The organism is Streptomyces sp. HUAS TT11 (assembly GCF_051553595.1).
In the GTDB taxonomy this organism is placed as follows: Bacteria; Actinomycetota; Actinomycetes; order Streptomycetales; family Streptomycetaceae; genus Streptomyces.
In genome coordinates, this window is the sequence record NZ_CP196184.1 from 5,935,490 (window position 1) to 5,956,020 (window position 20,531).

General features: G+C 70.4%; 19 protein-coding genes. 15 read left to right on the forward strand and 4 right to left on the reverse strand.

All coding sequences use genetic code 11. The features are described from left to right. Positions 1-76: 76 nt before the first annotated feature. Complete coding sequence (locus ACSHXN_RS26500; RefSeq protein WP_355140174.1) at positions 77-739, forward strand: DsbA family protein; 663 nt, start codon at positions 77-79, stop codon at positions 737-739. Positions 740-860: 121 nt separating this feature from the next. Here the strand turns inward: ACSHXN_RS26500 and ACSHXN_RS26505 are convergent, their stop codons facing one another. Beyond that, positions 861-2,291, reverse strand: a complete 1,431-nt coding sequence (locus ACSHXN_RS26505; protein WP_355140175.1) for an amino acid permease — start codon at positions 2,289-2,291, stop codon at positions 861-863. Positions 2,292-2,737: 446 nt separating this feature from the next. On the opposite strand from ACSHXN_RS26505, the gene ACSHXN_RS26510 reads away from it, so the two are divergent. Then, positions 2,738-3,316, forward strand: coding sequence for a biotin transporter BioY (locus ACSHXN_RS26510; protein WP_355140176.1), 579 nt, complete (start codon positions 2,738-2,740; stop codon positions 3,314-3,316). A 166-nt stretch (positions 3,317-3,482) separates the two neighbouring features. Here the strand turns inward: ACSHXN_RS26510 and ACSHXN_RS26515 are convergent, their stop codons facing one another. Next, a complete protein-coding gene (locus ACSHXN_RS26515) occupies positions 3,483-4,202 on the reverse strand; it encodes an LPXTG cell wall anchor domain-containing protein (RefSeq protein ID WP_356112259.1) in 720 nt (239 codons plus the stop codon). 219 nt (positions 4,203-4,421) lie between these two features. Between ACSHXN_RS26515 and ACSHXN_RS26520 the strand changes: the two genes are divergently transcribed. Then, entirely contained in the window at positions 4,422-6,614 is a 2,193-nt protein-coding gene (locus tag ACSHXN_RS26520) for a protein kinase domain-containing protein (protein WP_438303833.1), read from the forward strand. A 78-nt stretch (positions 6,615-6,692) separates the two neighbouring features. Here the strand turns inward: ACSHXN_RS26520 and ACSHXN_RS26525 are convergent, their stop codons facing one another. Next, complete coding sequence (locus ACSHXN_RS26525; protein ID WP_438303835.1) at positions 6,693-8,168, reverse strand: amino acid permease; 1,476 nt, start codon at positions 8,166-8,168, stop codon at positions 6,693-6,695. A 249-nt stretch (positions 8,169-8,417) separates the two neighbouring features. On the opposite strand from ACSHXN_RS26525, the gene ACSHXN_RS26530 reads away from it, so the two are divergent. Both ACSHXN_RS26530 and ACSHXN_RS26535 read left to right on the forward strand, forming a co-directional pair. Further along, positions 8,418-8,903, forward strand: a complete 486-nt coding sequence (locus tag ACSHXN_RS26530; RefSeq protein ID WP_355142390.1) for a ribose-5-phosphate isomerase — start codon at positions 8,418-8,420, stop codon at positions 8,901-8,903. A gap of 123 nt (positions 8,904-9,026) precedes the next feature. Then, complete coding sequence (locus tag ACSHXN_RS26535; protein WP_355142392.1) at positions 9,027-9,845, forward strand: Fpg/Nei family DNA glycosylase; 819 nt, start codon at positions 9,027-9,029, stop codon at positions 9,843-9,845. Here the strand turns inward: ACSHXN_RS26535 and ACSHXN_RS26540 are convergent. Beyond that, the gene (locus tag ACSHXN_RS26540; RefSeq protein ID WP_438303837.1) at positions 9,842-11,071 is read right to left on the reverse strand and encodes a GNAT family N-acetyltransferase; all 1,230 of its coding nucleotides are present in this window, start codon (positions 11,069-11,071) and stop codon (positions 9,842-9,844) included. The two genes, ACSHXN_RS26535 and ACSHXN_RS26540, sit on opposite strands and share 4 nt — an antisense overlap. A 147-nt stretch (positions 11,072-11,218) precedes the next feature. Between ACSHXN_RS26540 and ACSHXN_RS26545 the strand changes: the two genes are divergently transcribed. The 10 genes from ACSHXN_RS26545 (at position 11,219) to ACSHXN_RS26590 (ending at position 20,522) form a co-directional block, all read left to right on the forward strand. Beyond that, positions 11,219-12,397: a PP2C family protein-serine/threonine phosphatase gene (locus ACSHXN_RS26545; RefSeq protein WP_355142396.1), complete on the forward strand. Its 1,179-nt coding sequence runs from the start codon at positions 11,219-11,221 to the stop codon at positions 12,395-12,397. Between the two features lie 274 nt (positions 12,398-12,671). Further along, entirely contained in the window at positions 12,672-12,998 is a 327-nt protein-coding gene (locus ACSHXN_RS26550) for a hypothetical protein (RefSeq protein ID WP_356109766.1), read from the forward strand. Between the two features lie 91 nt (positions 12,999-13,089). Further along, positions 13,090-13,404 (forward strand): pore-forming ESAT-6 family protein, encoded by a 315-nt coding sequence (locus ACSHXN_RS26555; protein WP_331266926.1) that lies wholly within the window; start codon positions 13,090-13,092, stop codon positions 13,402-13,404. A 112-nt stretch (positions 13,405-13,516) separates the two neighbouring features. Next, positions 13,517-13,900 (forward strand): DUF6507 family protein, encoded by a 384-nt coding sequence (locus ACSHXN_RS26560; RefSeq protein ID WP_438303839.1) that lies wholly within the window; start codon positions 13,517-13,519, stop codon positions 13,898-13,900. After that, positions 13,897-16,395: an ADP-ribosyltransferase gene (locus tag ACSHXN_RS26565; RefSeq protein WP_438303840.1), complete on the forward strand. Its 2,499-nt coding sequence runs from the start codon at positions 13,897-13,899 to the stop codon at positions 16,393-16,395. Before ACSHXN_RS26560 ends, ACSHXN_RS26565 begins: the two co-directional genes overlap by 4 nt. A gap of 22 nt (positions 16,396-16,417) precedes the next feature. Continuing rightward, positions 16,418-16,819 (forward strand): hypothetical protein, encoded by a 402-nt coding sequence (locus tag ACSHXN_RS26570; RefSeq protein WP_403851134.1) that lies wholly within the window; start codon positions 16,418-16,420, stop codon positions 16,817-16,819. 190 nt (positions 16,820-17,009) lie between these two features. Next, on the forward strand, positions 17,010-17,486 hold the full coding sequence (locus ACSHXN_RS26575; protein ID WP_438306503.1) for an HD domain-containing protein: 477 nt from the start codon (positions 17,010-17,012) through the stop codon (positions 17,484-17,486). Between the two features lie 58 nt (positions 17,487-17,544). Then, on the forward strand, positions 17,545-17,868 hold the full coding sequence (locus ACSHXN_RS26580; RefSeq protein ID WP_355140823.1) for a hypothetical protein: 324 nt from the start codon (positions 17,545-17,547) through the stop codon (positions 17,866-17,868). Positions 17,869-17,974: 106 nt separating this feature from the next. Further along, positions 17,975-19,330, forward strand: coding sequence for a type VII secretion integral membrane protein EccD (gene eccD, locus ACSHXN_RS26585; protein WP_438303842.1), 1,356 nt, complete (start codon positions 17,975-17,977; stop codon positions 19,328-19,330). A 49-nt stretch (positions 19,331-19,379) separates the two neighbouring features. After that, positions 19,380-20,522, forward strand: coding sequence for a MinD/ParA family ATP-binding protein (locus tag ACSHXN_RS26590; RefSeq protein WP_355801325.1), 1,143 nt, complete (start codon positions 19,380-19,382; stop codon positions 20,520-20,522). The last annotated feature ends 9 nt before the right edge of the window (positions 20,523-20,531 follow it).

Consider the following 20,531-nt stretch of genomic DNA (forward strand, 5'->3'; position numbering starts at 1 on the left):
ACCTCGTGAGAAACGCGGGAATGCACGGTGCGACCTCGGATGTTGCACGATGAACAACTGCTTCCTTAGGAGAGTCATGTCCGAGACCGTGACCGCTTCCGGCAAGACCCCCGTCGACTTCTGGTTCGACCCGCTGTGCCCGTGGGCCTGGATGACCTCCCGCTGGGTCCTGGAAGTGGAGAAGGTGCGGGACATCGAGGTCCGCTGGCACATCATGAGCCTCGCCGTCCTCAACGAGGACAAGCTGGACCAGCTGCCCGACGAGTACCGGGACATGCTCGCGACCAAGGCGTGGAAGCCGGTGCGCGTGGTGACCGCGGCCTGGCAGAAGCACGGCGACGACGTCCTCGGCCCGCTGTACACGGCGCTCGGCACGCGTATCCACAACCAGGGCGAGGGTCCGACGCTCGAGGCGATCGCCGGTGCGCTCGCGGACGTGGGCCTGCCCGCAGACCTGATCGACTACGCGGAGCAGGAGGACTTCGAGTTCGACGCCGAGCTGCGCTCCTCGCACAAGGAGGGCATCGAGAAGGTCGGCCAGGAAGTGGGTACGCCGGTGATTGCGGTGCCGGGCTCCGACGGCGAGCAGATCGCCTTCTTCGGACCGGTGGTCACCCCGGCCCCCAAGGGCGAGGACGCCGCGAAGCTGTGGGACGGCACCCTGGCGGTCGCCTCCGTGCCGGGCTTCTACGAGATCAAGCGCACCCGGACCAAGGGCCCGGACTTCAGCAACCTCTGACCTGAACCCGTCCACGGGCTTCCGCCGGTCCTCGGAGGCGGGAGCCCGTCGGCGCCGCGGTCCGCTTCCGGGCCGCGCGCCCACCGCGTGCCCGCCCTTCGGCGGGCAGCGGCAGAAGCGGCTAACGGCGTGTGCGCACCCGCTGCCAGGCGTAGCCCACGGCCGCCAGGACCAGCGTCATCGCGCCGGTCGAGTACAGCTGCACTCGGGTGTCCGGCTGCCGTGCCATGAGAATGAAGATCGCCGTCATTCCGGCCAGCGCCACCCAGGTCAGCGCGGGGAACGCCCACATCCGCACCGCCAGCCTCTCGGGCGCCTCGCGCTCCAGGCGGCGGCGCAGACGCAGCTGCGAGATCGCGACGAAGAACCAGACGACCAGGATGACCGCGCCGATCATGTTCAGCAGCCACGGGAAGACGTCGTTCGGGCGCCAGTAGCTGAGCACCACGCAGGCGAACCCGAACACGCAGGAGACGAGCACGGCGACCCGCGGGACCCCGCCGGAGACACGGGCCAGTGCCCGCGGTCCCTGACCGCGCTGCACCAGCGAGTACGCGATGCGCGAGGCGCCGTAGACGTTGGCGTTCATCGCGCTCAGCAGCGCCACCAGCACCACGACGTTCATCAGCGGGCCCGCGCCGGGGATACCGAGGTGGTCGAGTGCGGCGACGTAGGGGCCCTTCTCGACGACCTCCTTCGAGTCCCACGGGACCAGGGTGACGATGACCGCCATCGAGCCGATGTAGAAGACCGCGATGCGCCACATCGCCGTACGGACCGCGCTCGCCACACCCTTGACCGGATCCTCCGACTCGGCCGCCGCGATGGTGACGGTCTCCAGACCGCCGTACGCGAAGACCGACGCGAGCAGGCCGATGACGAGGCCCTCGCCGCCGTGCGGCAGGAAGGGGGTGAGGTTCGAGGCGCCCGGGGAGTCCGTGCCGGGCAGGACGCCCGCGGTCGCCAGCACGCCGAGCAGCAGGAACAGGCTGATGGCGCCGACCTTGAGCGCCGCGAACCAGAACTCGAACTCGCCGAAGTTCTTCACCGCGGCCAGGTTCGTGCCGCAGAAGACGACCATGAACAGCGCCACCCAGGCCCACTCGGGCGTGCCGGGGAGCCAGCCGGTGACGATCTTCGCGGCGCCGATGCCCTCCAGGCCGACGGCCGTGCACAGCAGCACCCAGAACGACCAGCCGGCGGTGAAGCCCGCCCACGGCCCGATCGCCCGCTCGGCGTGCGCGGAGAAGGAGCCCGACGAGGGGTGGGCGGCCGACATCTCGCCGAGCATCCGCATCACCAGCATCACGAGGAGACCGGAGACCGTGTAGGCGAGGACGATCGAGGGTCCGGTGGCGGCGATCCCGGCACCGGACCCCACGAACAGGCCCGCGCCGATGACACCGCCGAGGGCGATCATCGACAGATGGCGCTGCTTGAGGCCGTGGGAGAGCGGGATATCGGGGGATCCCCCCTGCTCCGGGAGGTCCACCCGCCCGGGCGAGGCCGGGCTGGGGGAAGGGGCTGATGGCTCGGACGTGGTGCGGGGCATGGAGCGGCTCGTTCGGTGCTGTGGGGGGGAAAAACGCCCCACAGTCTGGGCGGGCTCCCAGCTCACAGGGGGAGGCCGCCCATCATCCGGACATGCGCCGCACGGACCGTGAGGGCCGGGTCACGCAGTGGTCGGACGCGGTGCGAGGCGTTCCCCCGGTCGGGCGGGGCCCGTCGGCGGCCTGTCGGCCCGCAGCCGCGGAGGTCGCCGGGGGAGGGAGAGGGGTTGGCGAAACCCTACATGCGCCGCCGGAATCGGCCCCATGCCGCCGACGGCCCCACCTCAGTGACCCGTATCACGCCGCATCAGGTGTAACCCGCAGCTTTTGTCGACAGCCCACCAAGCGCCGGATCCCCGCTTTGTCGAGCGGTGACGGTGATCGGCTCATGGCCCCTGGGATAGCGTCACCGTGTCCCGAACCGCCCTCAGCGCCGGAGTGAGTCCTCATGAGCACCGCCACCGCCATCACACGCCCCGGCGAGGTCCTCGCCGACCTGCTGCCCGCGTCCCGTGTCCGCGACGTCGCCCTCGTGGCCGGCGGCGCCGTGCTCACCGGTCTCGCCGCGCAGATCGCGGTGCCCGTGCCGGGCTCCCCGGTGCCGGTGACGGGCCAGACCTTCGCCGCGCTGCTGGTCGGCACGGCCCTCGGAGCGGGCCGCGGTTTCCTGTCGCTCGCCCTGTACGCGCTCGCCGGTGTCGCCGGTGTTCCGTGGTTCGCCGGTGGCGCCTCGGGTGCCGCCGCCCCGTCCTTCGGTTACATCCTCGGCATGCTGATCGCCTCCACCGTCGTGGGCGCCCTCGCCCGCCGCGGCGCCGACCGCTCGGTGCTGCGCACGGCGGCCGCGATGCTCCTGGGCGAGGCGCTCATCTACGCGGTCGGCGTCCCGTATCTGGCCCTGGCCACCGGCATGTCCGCGAACGCGGCGATCGCGGCCGGGCTCACCCCCTTCCTCATCGGCGACGCCCTGAAGGCGGCCCTGGCGATGGGCCTGCTGCCCGCCGCGTGGAAGCTCCTCAGGAAGTGACGCCGTAGCTGTACGACGTGGAAGGGGCTCGCCGGCTCGGTACCGAACCGGCGAGCCCCTTCCACGTCCCTGCGCGGTGCGGCCCTCCGGCCCGTCCCGGCCCCGAGCCGGGACGGGCGGTCCTGGGGGGCGCGGCCCCGCGCCCGCCCCTCAACCGGCCGGTGCCTCAGCGCTGCGACCGTGGCCGGCGGCGCGTGACCCACAGGCCCGCCGCACCCGCGGCGATCAGCGTCGCACCGGCCGCGCCGAGCGGAAGGACCCGGTCGTCCGCACCGGTCCTGGGCAGCTGATCACCGCCCGGACCCACCGGTGTGTTGTCGGTGCCGAGCAGCAGCGGGGTGGCCGGGGCGTTCGGCGTCGGCTTCGACGCGCCGAACGGGACCGGGCCCTGCTGCCAGTACGTCTTCTTCCCGTCGCTCGTCTGGACCGGCAGGCAGATCCTGCCCGCCTTGCCCGTGTCGAAGGTGGCGTCGACGGCGTAGGTCTTCGAGGAGCCCGCCGCCAGATTGTCGACGGCGCAGCCGAAAGCACTGTTCGAACCCGGCGGCAGATCCTTTTCGGCTATTTCCGAACAGCCCTTGACGTTGGTGACCACGAGGCCGTCGAATCCCGCGACCAAAAGCCGGATCCTGCCGCTTTCCCTGGTTCCCCCGTTCTTCACCACGGCGGTGATCGACGTTTTGTGCGATCCGTTGTCGACCGAGATCTTCTCGGGCAGCAGGGTGGTCAACTCGACCCCCGCCGGTGCCTTGTCGACGGCCTTTCCCCCCTTGCCGCTCATCGCTCCCTGGTCATCCGCCGTGGCGGTGCACGCAAAGATCAGCACCGCCGTAAAAGATGCAGTGACCAGCGATCCCGCGATGGCGATCGAGTACCGAGAACTCATGTTCGTCCCCCTTGGCTGCGCCTGAATTCGCAGTACTCGAAGAGGTACCACAAGATTTCTCCGCACTATGCTGGTACGGCCTGAAGTGTGACCATTGTGTTTCCGCTGAGGCGGGTGTTGAGGGGGTGCAGGGGATTGCCGGGAAATGCGAGCGGCGGTGTTCCTGGTTTATTGGTGACGGGTCGATATCGCCTGGTCGAGAACATAGGTCAGGGGGGAATGGGGCGCGTGTGGCGTGCCGCGGACGAAATACTCGACCGCCAGGTGGCCGTCAAGGAAATACGGATGGACGGACTCGACACGGAGGACGTCAGGACCCGCCGCGAACGCACCCTGCGCGAGGCCAGGGCCACCGCCCGGATCGACCACCCCAACGTCGTACGCATCTACGACGTCGTGGACGAGGGCGACCGGTTGTGGATCGTCATGGAACTCGTGGACGGCCGCTCGCTGGAACGGGTCCTGGTGGAGGAGGGACCGCTCGGCGTCCGCGAGACGGCGCGGATCGGTCTGGAACTGGTGGCGGCGCTGCGGCAGGTGCACGCGGGAGGGGTCCTGCACAGGGACATCAAGCCGGGGAACGTGCTCGTGGAACGCCTGGGGAGGCGCGTGGTCCTCACGGACTTCGGCATCGCCGCGATCCAGGACGCCAAGGCGCTCACCATGGCCGGGATGCTGGTCGGCTCTCCGGACTACCTGGCGCCGGAGCGGATCTCGGGCCGCCCGCAGGGTCCGCCGTCGGACGTGTGGTCCCTCGGCGCGACGCTCTGCGCGGCCCTCGGCGGGCACTCGCCGTTCTCCCGTTCGACGACCCTGGCGACGCTGCACGCCGTTCTGTACGAGGAACCGCGACTGCCCGCCTCCGCAGCGGGGTTGACGGGGATCCTGGCCGCCCTCCTGGAGAAGGAGCCGGCGGTGCGGCCGGGGCTCGAGGAGGTCGCGGAGGAACTGGAGCGGGTCGCCGGGGGCGGCACCGGTGCATGGGCGGGAGGAGGGCCCGGGGCCCGGACCGGCGGCGAGGAGCACGCAGGGGACGGGGAGGGCGCCGGGCCGGCGCCGGGCGGGGCACAGGCACCGGAGCCCGGAGGCGCGCCCACGACCGCGGTCGCACCGGAGGCCGGGGAGCGTGCCACCCCCGCGTACCTCGACCCGGCTCTGATCCGGGCGGCGCGGCGCCCGCGGGGCGGCGAGGAGAACGCCGGAAGTCCGTATGAGGGGGCCCTTCCGGCGGACGGCGTGCCGGAGGAACCCGTCGTCGAGGATTCCGTGCCCGTACCGCGTACACCGGCCGCGCCGGACCGGTCCGCGGACGCCGGCCCCTCGAACGGGCGGTCGGCCACGGTCCGTTCGGATTTCCCCGCGAGGAACACGGCCGAGCCCGGCGGCCCGGATGCGGAGCCGGGCGAAGCGAGCGGCAACGCGTCCACCGGGACCTCCGCCGAAGCGGGCCCCGCGGTCCCGCCCACGGCGCCGACCCGGGCGCTCCCCACCCCGACGGAACCCTCCGGTGTCCCCACGGCCGGAGCCGGTCCCGCCATCCGGAGCCGTCCGCCGGGCGCCCCCGGAGACACCTCGTCGTCGGCGGGCGCCTCGGCCGGGGCGGTCGCGCCGCCGTCCGGCCGGGCAGACCCGCCGTCGGGCTGCTCCGCATCCCCGCACGGCGCGCTCACGCTGCCGCTGAGCACGGCGCCGGCCGGTACCGCGCGATCCGGCGGCCGGACCGCCCCCGGTCCCCCGCCCGACACCGGGCTTCCGGGCCCCGCCCGCCCCTCCGCCCCTCGGCGCAGCCGGCGCCGGGCCGTGGTGGCCGCCGTCGTGGGGGTCGTGGTGGCCGGCGGGGTGGCCGGGGCCGTGATCGCCGCCGAGGCCGGACCGAACGGCCGGACGCACGGCACCTCGGCCGGGTCCGACCACCCGTCCGTCTCCTCGGGCGTCCGGAGCGGCGCGGGCGGCACACCCACCGTCGCGGGCACCTCGCGGCCGACGAGCCTTCCGCCGGGCGCCCGCACGGAAGCGGGTCTGTACGCCTGGGTTCCGCCTCCCGGCTGGCAGCGGGTGGCGGAGAGCGGGGCGGAGGTGCACTACTCGAATCCGGACCGCTCCCAGGAGATCGTGGCCAACGCGACCCCGGCCCGGGGTGATCTTCTGGAGCAGTGGGAGCAGGCGGAGCAGGAGCGCAGGAGGGGCCTCGGCTACCGGCGGATCCGCCTGGACCAGGGCACCTTCCGGGGCGGGCCCGCGGTCGTCTGGGAGTACACCGTCACGGCCAAGGGCCGCCCCTGGCACGTACGGCTGCTGGGCTTCCGTGCCCACGGGACGTCGTACGAGGTCAGCACCTGGTACCACCCGGACGTCGAGGGCCGCGCGACCAAGGTCTACGACGAGGTCAAGGAGGGGTTCACACCGCTCTGAGCCGTGCCGGCCGGACAGCGGCGAGGGCCCCGCGGTGTCACCGCGGGGCCCTCGCCCGTGCTCATGTGCGGGCGGCGGTCAGACGCCGACCTCGGCCCGTTCCGTCTCCGCGTCGCCGACGGCCCCGGCGGTCCGGGAGCCGCCCATCTTCTGCCTGACCACGGCGATGACGAGCACCACGGCGGCGACGAGCAGCGACAGCAGGACCGTCTCACGTCCGTCGTGTTCGGTGTCGGTGAGCATGTAGCCGAGGACGAACACGATCAGAGCGGCCGTGGCCCAGGTCAGATAGGGGTACAGCCACATCTTCACGATCAGCTTCTCCGGCGCCTCGCGCTGGATGATCTTCCGCATCCGCAGCTGCGAGAAGCAGATCACCAGCCAGACGAACAGGGCGACCGCACCGCTGGAGTTGACCAGGAAGAGGAAGACCGAGTCCGGGTACTTGTAGTTGAAGAAGACGGCGAGGAAGCCGAAGAGCACGGAGACGACGATCGCCGTCATCGGCACACCACGACCGGTGGTCCGGGCGAAGGCCCTGGGCGCGTCGCCCCGCGCGCCGAGCGAGAAGGCCATACGGGAGGCCGTGTAGAGCCCGGAGTTCAGGCAGGACAGCACCGAGGTCAGCACGATGAAGTTCATGATCTGACCGGCGTGCGCGATGCCGAGGGAGTCCAGCGCGGCGACGTAGGAGCCCTTCTCCGCGATCGATGCGTCGTCCCACGGCAGCAGGGCGACGACCACGAGGATCGAACCGAGGTAGAAGACGGCGATACGCCAGATGATGCTGTTGGTGGACTTGGTCACCGCCCGCCGCGGGTCCTCGGACTCGCCGGCCGCAAGCGTGGCGATCTCACTGCCCATGAAGGAGAAGACCACCAGGAGCACACCGGTGAGGATGGCGCCCGGTCCGTGCGGCAGGAACCCGCCGTGACCGGTGAGGTTGTCCAGGTTCGCCTTGTCGCTGTGGACGCCGGGCAGCACCCCGAAGACGGCGAGCGCGCCGATGACGATGAAGGCGCCGATCGCGACGACCTTGATCCCGGCGAACCAGAACTCGAACTCACCGTAGGAGCCGACGGAGACCAGGTTGGTGGCGGTCAGCACGATCATGACGATGAGGGCCCAGCCCCACTGGGGCACGGCCGGTATCCAGCCCTCGAGGATCTTGGCGCCCGCGGTCGCCTCCACCGCGAGCACGACTACCCAGAAGAACCAGTACAGCCAGCCGATGGAGAAACCGGCCCAGCGGCCGAGTGCGCGGTCCGCGTGTGCGGAGAAGGAGCCGGACGTGGGGTTCGCGGCGGACATCTCGCCCAGCATGCGCATCACCAGCACCACGAGCGTGCCGACGAGGGCGTAGGAGAGAAGGATGCCGGGACCGGCGGTGGCGATGCCCGCGCTGGAACCGACGAACAGCCCGGCACCGATGACGCCGCCGATGGCGATCATCGTCAGGTGACGGTTCTTGAGTCCGGCCTGGAGGCCGCCGCCGGGTTCTCCGGGGCCGCCGGGGACGTGTCCGGCCTTTGTGGGGGTCGGCTTCGAGGTCATGTAGGGGATTTCCTTTGAGCCGGGTGTGCGGAATGTGGGGGACACACGTAGTACGTCCCGTACGAGCGGAAGTGGTGCTCGTCCGAGCGGTGTACGAGTCGGTCCAGTGAATCCGAGGCGAAGGAATTCAGAAACCTTTGAATCCGGATTGTTACTTGAGGTTTCCTTGAGGTTCTATAGCCTGGCTCACATTTTTTGCGGTCAGTACCCCGCGCAGCCGATCGGCGACAGCCGTGACACACTCGGACCATGCGCGTGTACCTCGGCTCAGACCATGCCGGTTTCGAACTGAAGAACCACCTCGTCGAGTGGCTGAAGGCGGCCGGCCATGAGCCCGTCGACTGCGGGCCCCACATCTACGACGCCCAGGACGACTACCCGCCGTTCTGCCTTCGCGCGGCGGAGCGGACGGTCGCCGACCCCGGCTCCCTCGGCATCGTGATCGGCGGCTCCGGCAACGGCGAGCAGATCGCCGCGAACAAGGTGAAGGGCGCACGGGCGGTCCTCGCGTGGAGCGAGGAGACCGCGACGCTCGGCCGGCAGCACAACAACGCGAACGTCGTCTCCGTCGGTGCGCGCATGCACTCCCAGGAGGACGCGACCAAGTTCGTCGAGACCTTCCTGAACACGCCCTTCACGGGCGAGGAGCGCCATGTGCGGCGCATCGACATGCTGTCGGCGTACGAGGCCGAGGGCGAGCTCCCGCCGATCCCCCCGCACCACCCGCAGGGCTGAGCCCGCCGCCGGGGGCTGCGGCCCCCGGAGCTCCTGCCGGCGGGGCGAGACTCGATCCACGAGCGCCGGATGGGGTACTGCTGCTCCCGCGACCCTGTGACGACCACCGGAGGTAGGGCGACCGTGCCGGAAGGGCACACCATCCATCGGCTGGCCGAGGACTACGCCGCACGGTTCGCCGGCGGTGCCGTCGGCGTCCGCAGCCCGCAGGGCAAGTTCGCCGACGCCGCCGCCCTCCTCGACGGGTCCGGACTGCGGACGGCCGACGCCCACGGCAAGCACCTCTTCCTCGGCTTCCGCGACGGCGACTGGGTGCACATCCACCTGGGCCTGTTCGGGAAAGTGGCGTTCGGGGACGCCCCCGCGCCGCCGCCCGGTGACACGGTCCGCCTCCGCCTCACCAACGCGGCCCACTACGTGGACCTCGTCGGCCCCACCACCTGTGCGCTGATCACCGACGAGGAGAAGGCCGCCGTACATCGCCGACTGGGCCCCGACCCGCTTCGTGACGACGCTGACTCCGCCGCCGCGTACCGCCGGGTCTCCCGCAGCCGTACGTCCATCGCGGCCCTGCTCATGGACCAGAAGGTCATCGCCGGCGTCGGCAACGTCTACCGCGCCGAGGTCCTCTTCCGGCACGGCATCGACCCCTACCGGGCCGGCAAGGACGTCGCCCCCGCGGAGTGGGACGCGATCTGGGCCGACCTCGTCGACCTGATGCGCGAAGGTGTACGGAACAACCGCATCGACACCGTCCGCCCCGAACACACCCCGGAGGCCATGGGCCGCCCGCCGCGCGTCGACGATCACGGCGGCGAGGTGTACGTGTATCGCCGGGCGACGCAGCCCTGCCACATCTGTGGCGACGAGATCCGCACCGCCGATCTCGCCGCCCGCAATCTGTTCTGGTGCCCGGGCTGCCAGAAGCGCCGGGGGAACTAGAATCCGTGCGGCAGCCACGGCGCCACGGACGAACCGAACGCGAGTGACGCCTCCGCCAGCGCGCCCTGCCGCATTTCACGCACCCGCCCGGCCGCAGCCAGCGACGCGAGCGACACACCACCGAGGTACGCCGCTCCCAACTCCCGTACGGACAGCGCAAGATCGGCGGCGTCCGCGGTACGCTCGCAGGTCGCGCCCTTCGCGTCGCCCGTGAGCCGCCAACGCCCCTCGTTCCAGGGACAGAAGGCGTCCTCGACCTCGAACACCACGTCCACCGGGGTCTGGTACGTCCGCGCCTCCAGCGCCGCCGCGACGTCGACGAGCCGTACGTGCAGCGCGTCCCGCAGCCGGGGCCGGCAGCGCCGGATGTCGGACACCAGATGCTGCCAGCCCTCGTCGACCGGGCGGCCGTGCACGGCCAGCGTGGTCATCAGGTCGATGCCGAACAGGAAGCGCCACAGAGCGGCGTCCGTCGCCGGATCCAGCGCGGCGAGCGCCGACACCGTCACCGTGCCGTCGTGTCCGCCGACCCCCCAGCCGCGCTTGGCGCGGAACCTCGCATAACCCGTGATCCGGCCGTCGCGTTCGGCGACCACGCACTGCAGCGCGGAGGCGCCGTTCCGCTCGCTCTCCGGGTCGAGCAGCCCCACCCGCTCCCAGCCCGGCCTCCGCGCCAGCATGCCGGGCCTGCCGGGGACCAGTCGCGCGTACACGTCCTCGCAGGCGCCGAGGACGTCGGCGGGGGCCGCGTACCGCACCCGTACGTCGTCCGTACCGTCCGGAACGGCCAGGTCGACGCGGCTCGTGTCGATCTCCGCGCCGAGCTGGAAGGTGGCCGCGCCGTATCCGAACCGGGAGTAGATCGCCGGCTCCGACGCCGTCAGCACCGCGAGCGGCTCCCCCCAGGACCGGACGTCGTCCAGCTGCCTGCGCATCATCGACGTCAGCACACCGCGCCGGCGGTGCGTGCCCGCGACGCTCACCATCGTCACACCCGCGGCGGGTACCGAGGCGCCGCCGGGGACGGTGAGGCGGAAGCTGAACGCGCCTGCCGTGCCCACACAGGAACCTTCGTCCCATATACCTATGGATCGATCGAATTCGGTGAGTTCTTTCCAGAGTTCCCGCTCTTCGGCTGATTCCTCCATGCCGCCGAAGGCCCGGAGGAGGTTGCCGTACCAGTCGTCCCACTCGGTCTGCCGCAGCACCCGCAGCTCGGTCGTCATGGGTCATACCTACCAGGGCAATGCGGGGCGAGCGAGGGGATTTCCCCCGGTCGTCGAAGCCCGGTACCTGTGAAGTTCAGCGCTCGGACGGGGGACAAGTGGGACCTCCCGTGCCAAGGGGCTGGTCGGATGGATAGGGTCCCGACAATGGCAGCAGGACGAGAGCGGCGCGCGGAAGCCGAGACGTTCGCGGCCCGGTTGAAGATGCAATGGCACCGGGCCCGCACCGGCCTGCGCAGATCCGCCGTGGACTACTTCCGTGGGGACGGCTCCGACTGGGTCGCGCTGGCCGGTCTGCTGCTCACGGTCCCGCTGATAGCCGCGACCACCCTCATCGACCCCGTGTGGTGCTCGCCCGCCGTGCTCGTGCTGCCGATCGTGGCGGGCGGCCTGCTGCTGCGGCCCTCCAGCCTGCTCGGCCTGTACGCCGCCGCGGCCACCGCGCTGATCATCGAGTCCGTCAAGCTCGGCCCGTACACGGAAGGGCCGTCGCGCGTCACCCCCGGCATCGTGCTCGTGGTCGCCGCCTGCGGGTTCTTCGGTCTGCTGATCGCGCAGTTCCGCAGCCGGGTCGGAGTGCCGTGGCGCCGCGGCGGAACCATGCTCTTCGACCTGCGCGAACGCATTCGGGTGCAGAGCAAGCTGCCCAAGCTGCCCACGGGCTGGCATCGGGAGATGTCGCTCAGACCGGCGGGCGGGCAGTCCTTCTCCGGCGACTTCGTGGTGGCGGCGCGGACGAACGGCGGCCGCACCCTGGAGGTCGTCCTGACGGACGTCTCGGGCAAGGGGATGGACGCGGGCTCGCGCGCCCTGCTGCTCTCGGGAGCGTTCGGCGGCCTGCTGGGATCGCTCCCCCCGCACGCCTTCCTTCCCGCCGCCAACGGCTATCTCCTCCGCCAGGACTGGGACGAGGGCTTCGCGACCTCCATCCACCTGGTCCTCGACCTGGAGTCCGGCGACTACGAGCTGTACTCGGCCGGACATCCGCCGGGCCTCCAGCTCAGCGCGGGCACCGGCCGCTGGGAGGAGAAGGCGTCGGAAGGCCCGCTCCTCGGGGTCTACGACGGCGCCCAGTTCGACCCCGTGAAGGGCACGCTGCGCCCCGGAGACGTCCTCATGCTGTTCACCGACGGCCTGGTGGAGACCTCCGACCGGGACATCGTCGAGGGCATGGACCGCCTCACGGGCGAGGCCGACCGCTATGTGGCCGGCGGCTTCCACGGTGCGGCCTGGCACCTCATCGAGGCGGTGGCCAAGGACGTGAACGACGACCGGGCGCTGCTGCTGATCTGCCGGGAAGGCCCCACGGCCCAGGCGATGCGCTGAGGCCGGCGGCCCGCACCCGGTTCGCGGCGTCGCGCCGGGCGCCCGTTCGCGACGGTGATCGTCGCGTCCGCCCCCACGGCGGCCGTCCGCCGCCTCAACTGCCCCTGGCGGGCCGCTTCCACGCGCGGTTCGGGGTGAATGTCCCGGACTCCGCGACGGGTTGGTCACACGTTTGTGGCAGCCTCGTCGCCTTCGATTGCATGGGCAATCGCGGAGTTGATAGAGATGGGTGCACGCAGGCCGCACGCCGGCGGGTCGGGAACGGGGAGGCAAGATGAAGTTCGATATGGGGGCGCAGGCCCTGTCGACGCTGGTGAAGGATTCGCGTGGGTCGAGTGATGATCTGGGGACGTTGATCCGTCAGTTGGTGCAGGCGGCGCAGCCGTTGGAGGGGAAGTTCAACGGTGCGGGTCGGGTGGCGTTCGATCAGTTCAAGTTGCGGGCGGATGGTATCGCCAAGGAGTTGAACGGGTCGTTGGCGGCGATCTTGGGTGGTCAGTCGGGGATGGATTCGGCGTTCTCGTCGGGTGATCAGGAGCAGGGTGACAATGCTCGGGGTCAGATGTCGGCGGCGAATTTTGATGGTGCGCGTTTTCGTTGAGCCGTCGGGTTTTGGTGGTGTGTGTTTCCGTTGAGCCTCGGGGTGGTGCGGGGTTGTCGGGTCGGGGTTGTGTTACGGGGAGTGGTGTGTGATGGCGGGTTCGGGTGCGGATCGTCGGTCGTACGACACGGGTGCGTCGGCGGATGTGCAGGGCAATATCCAGGCGGTGATCGGCCGGTTGGAGGAGGTTATTGCGCAGCGTGATCGTCAGGTGAAGGCGGCGATGGCGGATTTCTCGGCGGATGGTGTGGCGGATGAGTACCACGGCAAGGAGTTGCGGTGGAATCGTGCGTCGCAGGAGGTCAAGAACATCATCGGGTTGTTGAAGTCGACGTTGGAGCAGAACGATTCGACGGCGCAGTCGACGATCGCGAAGGCGAAGTCGGCGGTCGACAACATCGGCTGACACAAGTGGTGTTCGGCGGGGCCGACGGCCGGCCCCGCCGGTCGGCCTGGGCGGCTTTCGGGTCGTCACGTGACGGTGGCTGTTGGTGGGCTGGACGCGGAGGACGACGGGGATGACCGGCTGGGATCTGAAGCCGCAGGGTATTCAGGGTGTGTTGAAGTCGACGGGTGAGACGGCGTCGCATCTTGAGGGTCAGGCGAAGGCGTATGGGGAGCATTTGACGTCGGCGGCGTCGAGTGCGGGCACTGTTTCTGCTGAGGGTGGGGGTGGTGGGGGGAAGGCGCAGGGGGGTTTGGTGGCGTTGGCGTTGTCGCAGTATGCGGAGCATGCGACGAAGGATCTGCAGTACATCGCGGCGCGTGCGGGGAAGTCGTTGCAGGGTGCGGTGGATGCGACGACGGCGTATTTGCGGGGGGATGAGGAGATGGCGGCGCGGGCGCAGCAGCGGGCGTTGGCGGAGCCGCGGGTGGATCTGCCGGGGGTGGGTGAGGGGTGATTGATCCTGGGCAGATTCCGCAGTTCACGGGTGATCTGGCGCAGTTGGAGAAGGATTACGGTGATCTGAGGTCTGATGCGTCGCGTGTGCGGTCGACGGGCCGGGATGTGCATGCGGGGTTTCAGGGGTTGTCGGCGTATTACGCGGCTCCGGAGGCGGAGCGGTTGTTCGCGACGACGAAGCCGGTGGCGGAGCGGGCGGAGGGGTTCGCGGGGGATCTGGAGACGGTGTCGTCCGCGTTGTCGTCGTATGCGGTGGAGATTCGGCCTTTGGTGGCGAAGCTGGCGCAGTTGAAGGTGGATGCGACGGCGTTCGTGGATTCGGTGGGGGGTGATGACGACTGGGAGTACGACGGGGACAAGGTCGATCGTCACAATCGGATCCGTGATGATGTGACGGCGGCGGTGGCGGCGTTCTGGGCTGCGGAGCGTACGTGTCACAACAAGATCACTGCGTTGTTCGGTGGGACGCAGATGGTGGCGGGGGACGGTTCGGAGCGTAAGGACCAGTACGGGTTCGATGCCGAGGACATGAAGAACGCGAAGCTTCCCTGGGGTGACCCGGTGGAGGAGAGACATCACTGGTACGAGGTCGGCCATTGGGTGAAGTCCTTTGTGTGGGACGGGCTGATCGTGGACGGTGTGTGGGGGACGATCAAGGGTCTGGGCACGCTGGTGGGTTTTGGTGGCTGGGAGGCGATGGGTCAGGCGTGGAAGGGTCTGGCGCAGTTGGCGACCGGTCTGGTGATTTCTTCGATGCCGGGTGCGGGGGTGTTGTTCTGGGCGTTGCCGGATGACAAGTTGCCGTCGTGGTTGCGTGATTCGCGTACGGCGATGAAGGAGACGGGCAAGGCGTTGGTGGCGTGGGACGAGTGGGGGAAGAATCCTGCTCGTGCTGCGGGTGCGGTGACGTTCAATGTGTTGACGACGGTGTTCACCGGTGGTGCGGGTGGTGCGGCGTCGGGTGCGGGTAAGGCGGGTGCGGTCGCGAAGGCGTTGTCGCTGGCGGGCAAGGCGGGCCGGGTCATCGATCCGATGACGTACATCGCCAAGGGTGCCGGTGCGGGTCTGTCGAAGATCGGTGACATCAGCAAGGCGCTGAAGGGCGTCGGCGCCATCGAGATCCCCAAACTCCCCGACGGATCGGTGCACCTGCCGGACGGCCGCCTGCTGGACACCGACGGCAACCTCATCGGACACGACGGAACCATCGACACGACCCCGGCACCTCACGAGACGGTGCCGGGCCTCCCGGCCGACTGGACCATCCAGGAACCGGCACTGTCCGGGGTGCGGGCGGGGGACGGTGTCCCCGACGGCATCCACGGCCACGCGCCGAGCGGCACCCTCGACGGACCACCGCCGTCGTACGCCCACGCACCGCCGACGACGCCGCACGGGCACGCGCCGGCGCCGTCGACGTTCGACCACACCTCGACCGTGACGCCGCACGGGCACGCACCGGCGCCGTCGACGTTCGAGCACGCCCCGACCGCGACCCCGCACGACGCCCCTGTGAGCACGCCCCACCCGGGCGCGGGCCACGACCTCCCCCACGGCTCCGGCCACGACACACCGAGCGGCCACGGAGACGACGGCACTCACGGCTCCGGCCCCGACCACCACGACGGCGCGGGGCACGACGGCGCGGGGCACGACCACCACGGCGGGGAGCACGACGGCGCGGGTCACGACGGTGCCGAGCACGCCGATGACCACGCGGATCTGGGGCACGACGGTGTGGACACCGCCGCGCACCACGGCACCGACGCACCGGCAGCCCCTGGCCACCCGGGAACGGACCCGCTGGGCCACAGCGCGGACGGCGAACCGTTCGAGTACAAGCCGTCCATGTCGTACGCGGATTTCAACAAGCTCACGGATGAGCAGAAGCACGCGGTTGCGGCAGCCGAGTTGTCCGATGGAACCCGGCCCTTCGCGGACGCTGATGATGCCATCGCGTACGGTCGCGACCACTGGAACGACTTCGTGGACAACCTGGATCCGACCGCGCAGAAGTCGCTCAAGAATTATACGGGTGAGACATTCCCCTCGTATCACGATATGAATGGCTATCTCAGGGGGTCCCATGGGTACGGGCCTCATCCGGAGGTGCTGCATGACATTGACCAGATGGACAAGGTGATGTCTAGTCGGCCCGTGCCGGACACCATCATGGTTGCGCGAGGCACCGATCTTGGATACCTGAACCTCGGTTCACCGGCAGAAATGCTGGGTCAGACCTTCCCCGACAAGGGTTATACCTCCACATCACTCGGCAATCACCCGGTGAGTACGTTTGAAGGAAAGGAAGCGATCCTGCGTCTACGCGTCCCCAAGGGCACGCCTGCTCTCTGGCTGGAGAAGGTGAGCCACTTCGATGTGACGGAGCGGGAGCTGCTCCTGGCGCGTGGTACCAAGTTCAAGGTCACTCGCGTCTTCATGGACAGCAGGGGACAGTGGCAGGTGTATGGAGAAGTCCTGCCAAGGCCGTAAGACACGAAGGAACGTGCACGTCATGACAAGTGATCGACCCGTCAATCCGCGTCTGAACGAAGACCTGCGGTTCGACGTTGAGCCTGGTGGTCCTCCGCGCTACAACTCCACCACTGACAAGCCAGTTCAGTACCTCAAGGTCGCCGACGCCGATGGCCAAGTGATCGGTTACGTATGGGCGAACGACGAGGACGATGCTGCAGGCTGGGTCACCCGAAAGGCTGGCGGACCCCCCGCGTTCAACGAAGGCGTCCTGTGGGCCACGTGGCTCCACGAAGCGAAGGAGCGCGGCATCCGGCCCACGGCCGTGCTGGCCGAGATGGCCCGGGGTTCCAACGCAGGGGGGATCGGAAACGTCGTTTCCGGGTCTTCGGCCGAGGCCTCAACCTCAGCGGACGTCGCCGCTCTCGCGGACCAAAGCTGAAGGCAGACGCTCCAGCCTGCCCAGCTGCAGGCGCGTGGCGAGGCGAAGGAGCTTTAGAGGACCTTAGGCTCCCTCTCACACCTGCCCCGCGTGCACACCAAGCGTGCGCAACCGCACCCGGGGTGTACTCACCGCTCGTCCATGCCTTATGTTGCAGGGGCAAAGTGAGGGGGAGCTTGCCATGCCGCTCATGCCGCACGAACCGCGGTCATCAGAGGCGTACATGAGCCTGGGCGAGGTCGAGGCCATCGCGTGCGCCGCGCACGCCGCGCAGCAGGACAAGGCGGGGCGGCCGTACGCGGAGCATCTGCGGGCCGTCGCCGAGGGCGTACGGGCCCGAGGGGGCGGTGACGAACTCGTCGCGGCCGCCTGGCTGCACGACTCCGTCGAGGACGGCGTCCTCGACGACGGGTGGCTGGCGGCGGCCGCGTTGCCGCAGGTGACCAAGGACGTGGTGAGGGCGGTGACCAAGCGCCCCGGTGAAGAGCCGGAGGCGTACGCAGGGCGCATCCTCGCCACCCCGGGCGCCCGGCTCGTCAAGGCGGCCGACCTCGCGCACAACGCCGACCCACAGCGGCTCACCGCCCTCGACGCCCCCACCGCCGAGCGGCTCGCCCGCAAGTACAGCGCCATGCGGACGTACCTGGGCCTCGGTCCCGGCGACTGACGGCCCCTCAAGTGACCACACCCCATCCAGGACGGCACGGAACGGCTCAGGACGACTGATGGCACGGGACTACGACAGCCAGTTGCTGGAGTCGGTGGCGGTACGCCGCCGCCGGATGCGTGACGCGCTGCTCTTCGGCGTCCAGCGCGGCCGGCGCACGGTGGACGAGCGGCTCGGCAAGCTCTTCGCGGGCATCGCGATCGCCGCCGTGCTGTGCGCCGGATGCGTCGGCTGGTCCTTCCTCCAGGCCACCCTGGCCAAGCAGAAGGCCGAGCAGAAGAAGCAGGAACAGCAGCAGGAGCAGATGTACAACCCGTCCGGTGCGAGCGGGAGCCCGACGCCCACCGCCGGCGGCACGAGTCACGCCACGGAGAACAGGTGAGGGGGGCGCCCGCAGTGGGCATGACCATGCCAGAGGGCTCGAACGCCGCGGACTCCCCTCATAGAAGCCCCGTTTCGGACAACATCACGATGGTAGGTTCCCGCAAGTGGTGAGCACAGCAGCGACTTCCCGGGCCCAGCTGAGCCGGGTCACCCTGGTCGGTGAGCGGCGGCGAGCCGACATCGTTCTGCCGTCGGACACCCCGATCGGCCAACTGCTCCCGGACATCCTCCAGTTGCTCGACGACCGGGCCGCCGCACGCCCCATGACGCGACAACTCGTCACCTCCGACGGCTCGGTGCTGCCGCACGACGCCACACTGTCCTCGGCCGAGGTCGCCGACGGCGCCGTGCTCCAGCTCGTACGCGCGCACGCCGCACCGCCCGCGCCCGTCGTGCACGATGTGACGGACCAGGTGGCCGACGACCTCGACCTGCGCGCCTGGCGCTGGCGTCCGGCCGCCCGCAGGGTCAGCGCCGGTGTGGCCACGTTCGTCTTCGCGGTGGCCTCGGCCGTTCTGGCCCGCCGTGAGTTCGACCTCCACTCGCTTGCCGCGGGACTCGTGGTCGCCACGCTCGTCCTCCTCGCCGCCGGCGCCGCCGTCGCCAAGGTCGGGGACGGCAACCAGGGCCTGGCCACCGCCCTGCTGCTCGCGTCCGGCGGGCTGGGGCTGCTCACCGCCTGGACCGCCGCCGACGCCTACGACTGGCCCGGGACGGCCCGGCTGGCCGGTGTCGTCGCCGCGCTGGTGCTGACCCTCGTACTGCTCGCGTTCCTCTCCCCGCTCGGCCGCGGAGGGCTCATCGGGGCGGGGGCCACGGCCGTCATCGCCGGCGTCTGGGAGGCCGTCGCCGCCGTGCAGGACCACCCGGCCAAGCTCGGCGCCGTGATGGCCGTGCTCTCGGTCGTGCTGCTCGGGCTGCTGCCCCGGTTCGCACTCATGGCCTCCGGGCTGACCGGGCTCGACGACCGCCGGTCGGGAGGCGTCTCGGTCAGCCGCCACCAGGTCGGCAACGCGCTCGCCGCCACCCACCGCGGACTCGCCCTCGCGACCATCGCCACCGCCGCGTCGGCCGCCGCCGGAGGCTGGCTGCTGACCACCGCGCCCGAGCCGACCGCATGGACCGTGGCCCTCGCATCGCTGGTCGCCGTGGTGCTGCTGTCCCGGGCCCGGGCCTTCCCACTGGTGGCCGAGGTGGTCGCGCTGTTCGCCGCGGCCGCGCTGCTGGTCCTGCGCCTGGTCGTGCTGTGGATGGACCACGCCACGGGCGCCGGGCCGCTGGCGGTGCTGTGTGCGGCGGCGGTGCTGCCGCTGCTGGTTCTCGCCGTGCAGCCGCCGGAGCACGTTCAGGTACGACTGCGGCGCATCGCCGATCTGATCGAGTCGATCGGTGTGATCGGGCTGTTCCCGCTCGCCGTCGGCGTCTTCGGCATCTACGGACAGCTGCTCAACAAGTTCTGACACATGGTGCGGCCGCTCCGGGGCGGGGCGGACAGGAGAGAAGGGTGACATGCCGAACGGCGAGAACTGGCAGAGCGACGTGCTGCGCGACCTGCGGGGGGCCTCCGGGCAGCCGGAGTCCCAGCCGCATCCGCAGGGCGCACCCGCGCAGGGCCAGGGTCACCCCCAGCAGCCCGCACCCGTGCAGGCGCACGCCGGCCACCAGGGCGCCCCCGCGCAGCCCCAGCCGGTCCCCGCCCAGCGGCCCGCGGAACCCCGGCCGCAGGTCCGCACCCCGGATTCCCGCCCGGTGATGGACAAGCAGCTCGCCGGGGCCGGTCTCAAGCCGCGCCACGGCGAGCCCCTCACCGCCCGCGCCCTGCGTGCCGCGCGCCGCACCGTCTCCTCCTCCGCCGCGAGTGAGGTCGCCGGGGCCACCGCCACCGCCGAGGTGCTCCAGCAGGCAGTGACCACCGGCCGTCAGATCGCCGTCACCTCCATCCGCGGCGGAGCCGGGAAGACGACCGTCGCCGCGCTGCTCGGCACCACGTACGCGCACTACCGCCACGATCCGACGCTCATCGTGGAGGCCGACCCGGCCCTCGGCACGCTGCCGCTGCGGCTCGGCGCCGAGACGCTCCGCTGGACCACCGGCGATGTCGCGAGCATCGTGGAGCCGCAGATGTCACTGTTCGACGTCACCGGCTATCTCGTCCAACTCCCGGACAACGCATGGCTGTTGCCCGGCAGTCAGGGGCAGATCGGGGCGATGCTGGACACCAGGGCGTACGAGCGGGTCATGGTGTCCCTGCGCCGCTACTTCGGCGTCACGGTCGTCGACTGCGAGACCCTGCCCGCGGAGGTCGCCCGCGTCGCGCTGTCCGCCTCCCAGGCCCGCGTGCTCACGGCGCCCGCCACGCTGGAGGGCGTCGCGAGCACGTACGCCGTACTGGAGTGGATGCGCGGTCTGCCCCGGCATGTCATCGAGGGGACCGTCGTCACGCTGACCGAGCTGGTCCCGCACGCCGGGCTCGACGTGGACAAGGCAGCCGGGACGCTGAAGGCCACCGGCGCCCGGGTTCACGTACTGCCCTACGACCGGCATCTGGCGGCCGGCGGCACGATCCGCACCGAACTCCTCGCGCACGACACCCGCCGGGCCGCCACGCGTCTGGCCGCGGAGGTCTTCCAGCTCTCCCAGAAGCGCCGCTGAAACCAGGGG

Bases quoted from the DNA above. Each gene is read 5' to 3' on its own strand.
- ACSHXN_RS26525 (WP_438303835.1), bottom strand. From the start codon at position 8,168: ATGACCTCGAAGCCGACCCCCACAAAGGCCGGACACGTCCCCGGCGGC.
- ACSHXN_RS26520 (WP_438303833.1), top strand. From the start codon at position 4,422: ATGGGGCGCGTGTGGCGTGCCGCGGACGAAATACTCGACCGCCAGGTG.
- ACSHXN_RS26505 (WP_355140175.1), bottom strand. From the start codon at position 2,291: ATGCCCCGCACCACGTCCGAGCCATCAGCCCCTTCCCCCAGCCCGGCC.
- ACSHXN_RS26540 (WP_438303837.1), bottom strand. From the start codon at position 11,071: ATGACGACCGAGCTGCGGGTGCTGCGGCAGACCGAGTGGGACGACTGG.
- ACSHXN_RS26510 (WP_355140176.1), top strand. From the start codon at position 2,738: ATGAGCACCGCCACCGCCATCACACGCCCCGGCGAGGTCCTCGCCGAC.
- ACSHXN_RS26545 (WP_355142396.1), top strand. From the start codon at position 11,219: ATGGCAGCAGGACGAGAGCGGCGCGCGGAAGCCGAGACGTTCGCGGCC.
- ACSHXN_RS26580 (WP_355140823.1), top strand. From the start codon at position 17,545: ATGGCACGGGACTACGACAGCCAGTTGCTGGAGTCGGTGGCGGTACGC.
- ACSHXN_RS26515 (WP_356112259.1), bottom strand. From the start codon at position 4,202: ATGAGTTCTCGGTACTCGATCGCCATCGCGGGATCGCTGGTCACTGCA.
- ACSHXN_RS26530 (WP_355142390.1), top strand. From the start codon at position 8,418: ATGCGCGTGTACCTCGGCTCAGACCATGCCGGTTTCGAACTGAAGAAC.
- ACSHXN_RS26590 (WP_355801325.1), top strand. From the start codon at position 19,380: ATGCCGAACGGCGAGAACTGGCAGAGCGACGTGCTGCGCGACCTGCGG.
- ACSHXN_RS26500 (WP_355140174.1), top strand. From the start codon at position 77: ATGTCCGAGACCGTGACCGCTTCCGGCAAGACCCCCGTCGACTTCTGG.
- ACSHXN_RS26575 (WP_438306503.1), top strand. From the start codon at position 17,010: ATGCCGCACGAACCGCGGTCATCAGAGGCGTACATGAGCCTGGGCGAG.
- ACSHXN_RS26560 (WP_438303839.1), top strand. From the start codon at position 13,517: ATGACCGGCTGGGATCTGAAGCCGCAGGGTATTCAGGGTGTGTTGAAG.
- ACSHXN_RS26555 (WP_331266926.1), top strand. From the start codon at position 13,090: ATGGCGGGTTCGGGTGCGGATCGTCGGTCGTACGACACGGGTGCGTCG.
- ACSHXN_RS26570 (WP_403851134.1), top strand. From the start codon at position 16,418: ATGACAAGTGATCGACCCGTCAATCCGCGTCTGAACGAAGACCTGCGG.
- ACSHXN_RS26550 (WP_356109766.1), top strand. From the start codon at position 12,672: ATGAAGTTCGATATGGGGGCGCAGGCCCTGTCGACGCTGGTGAAGGAT.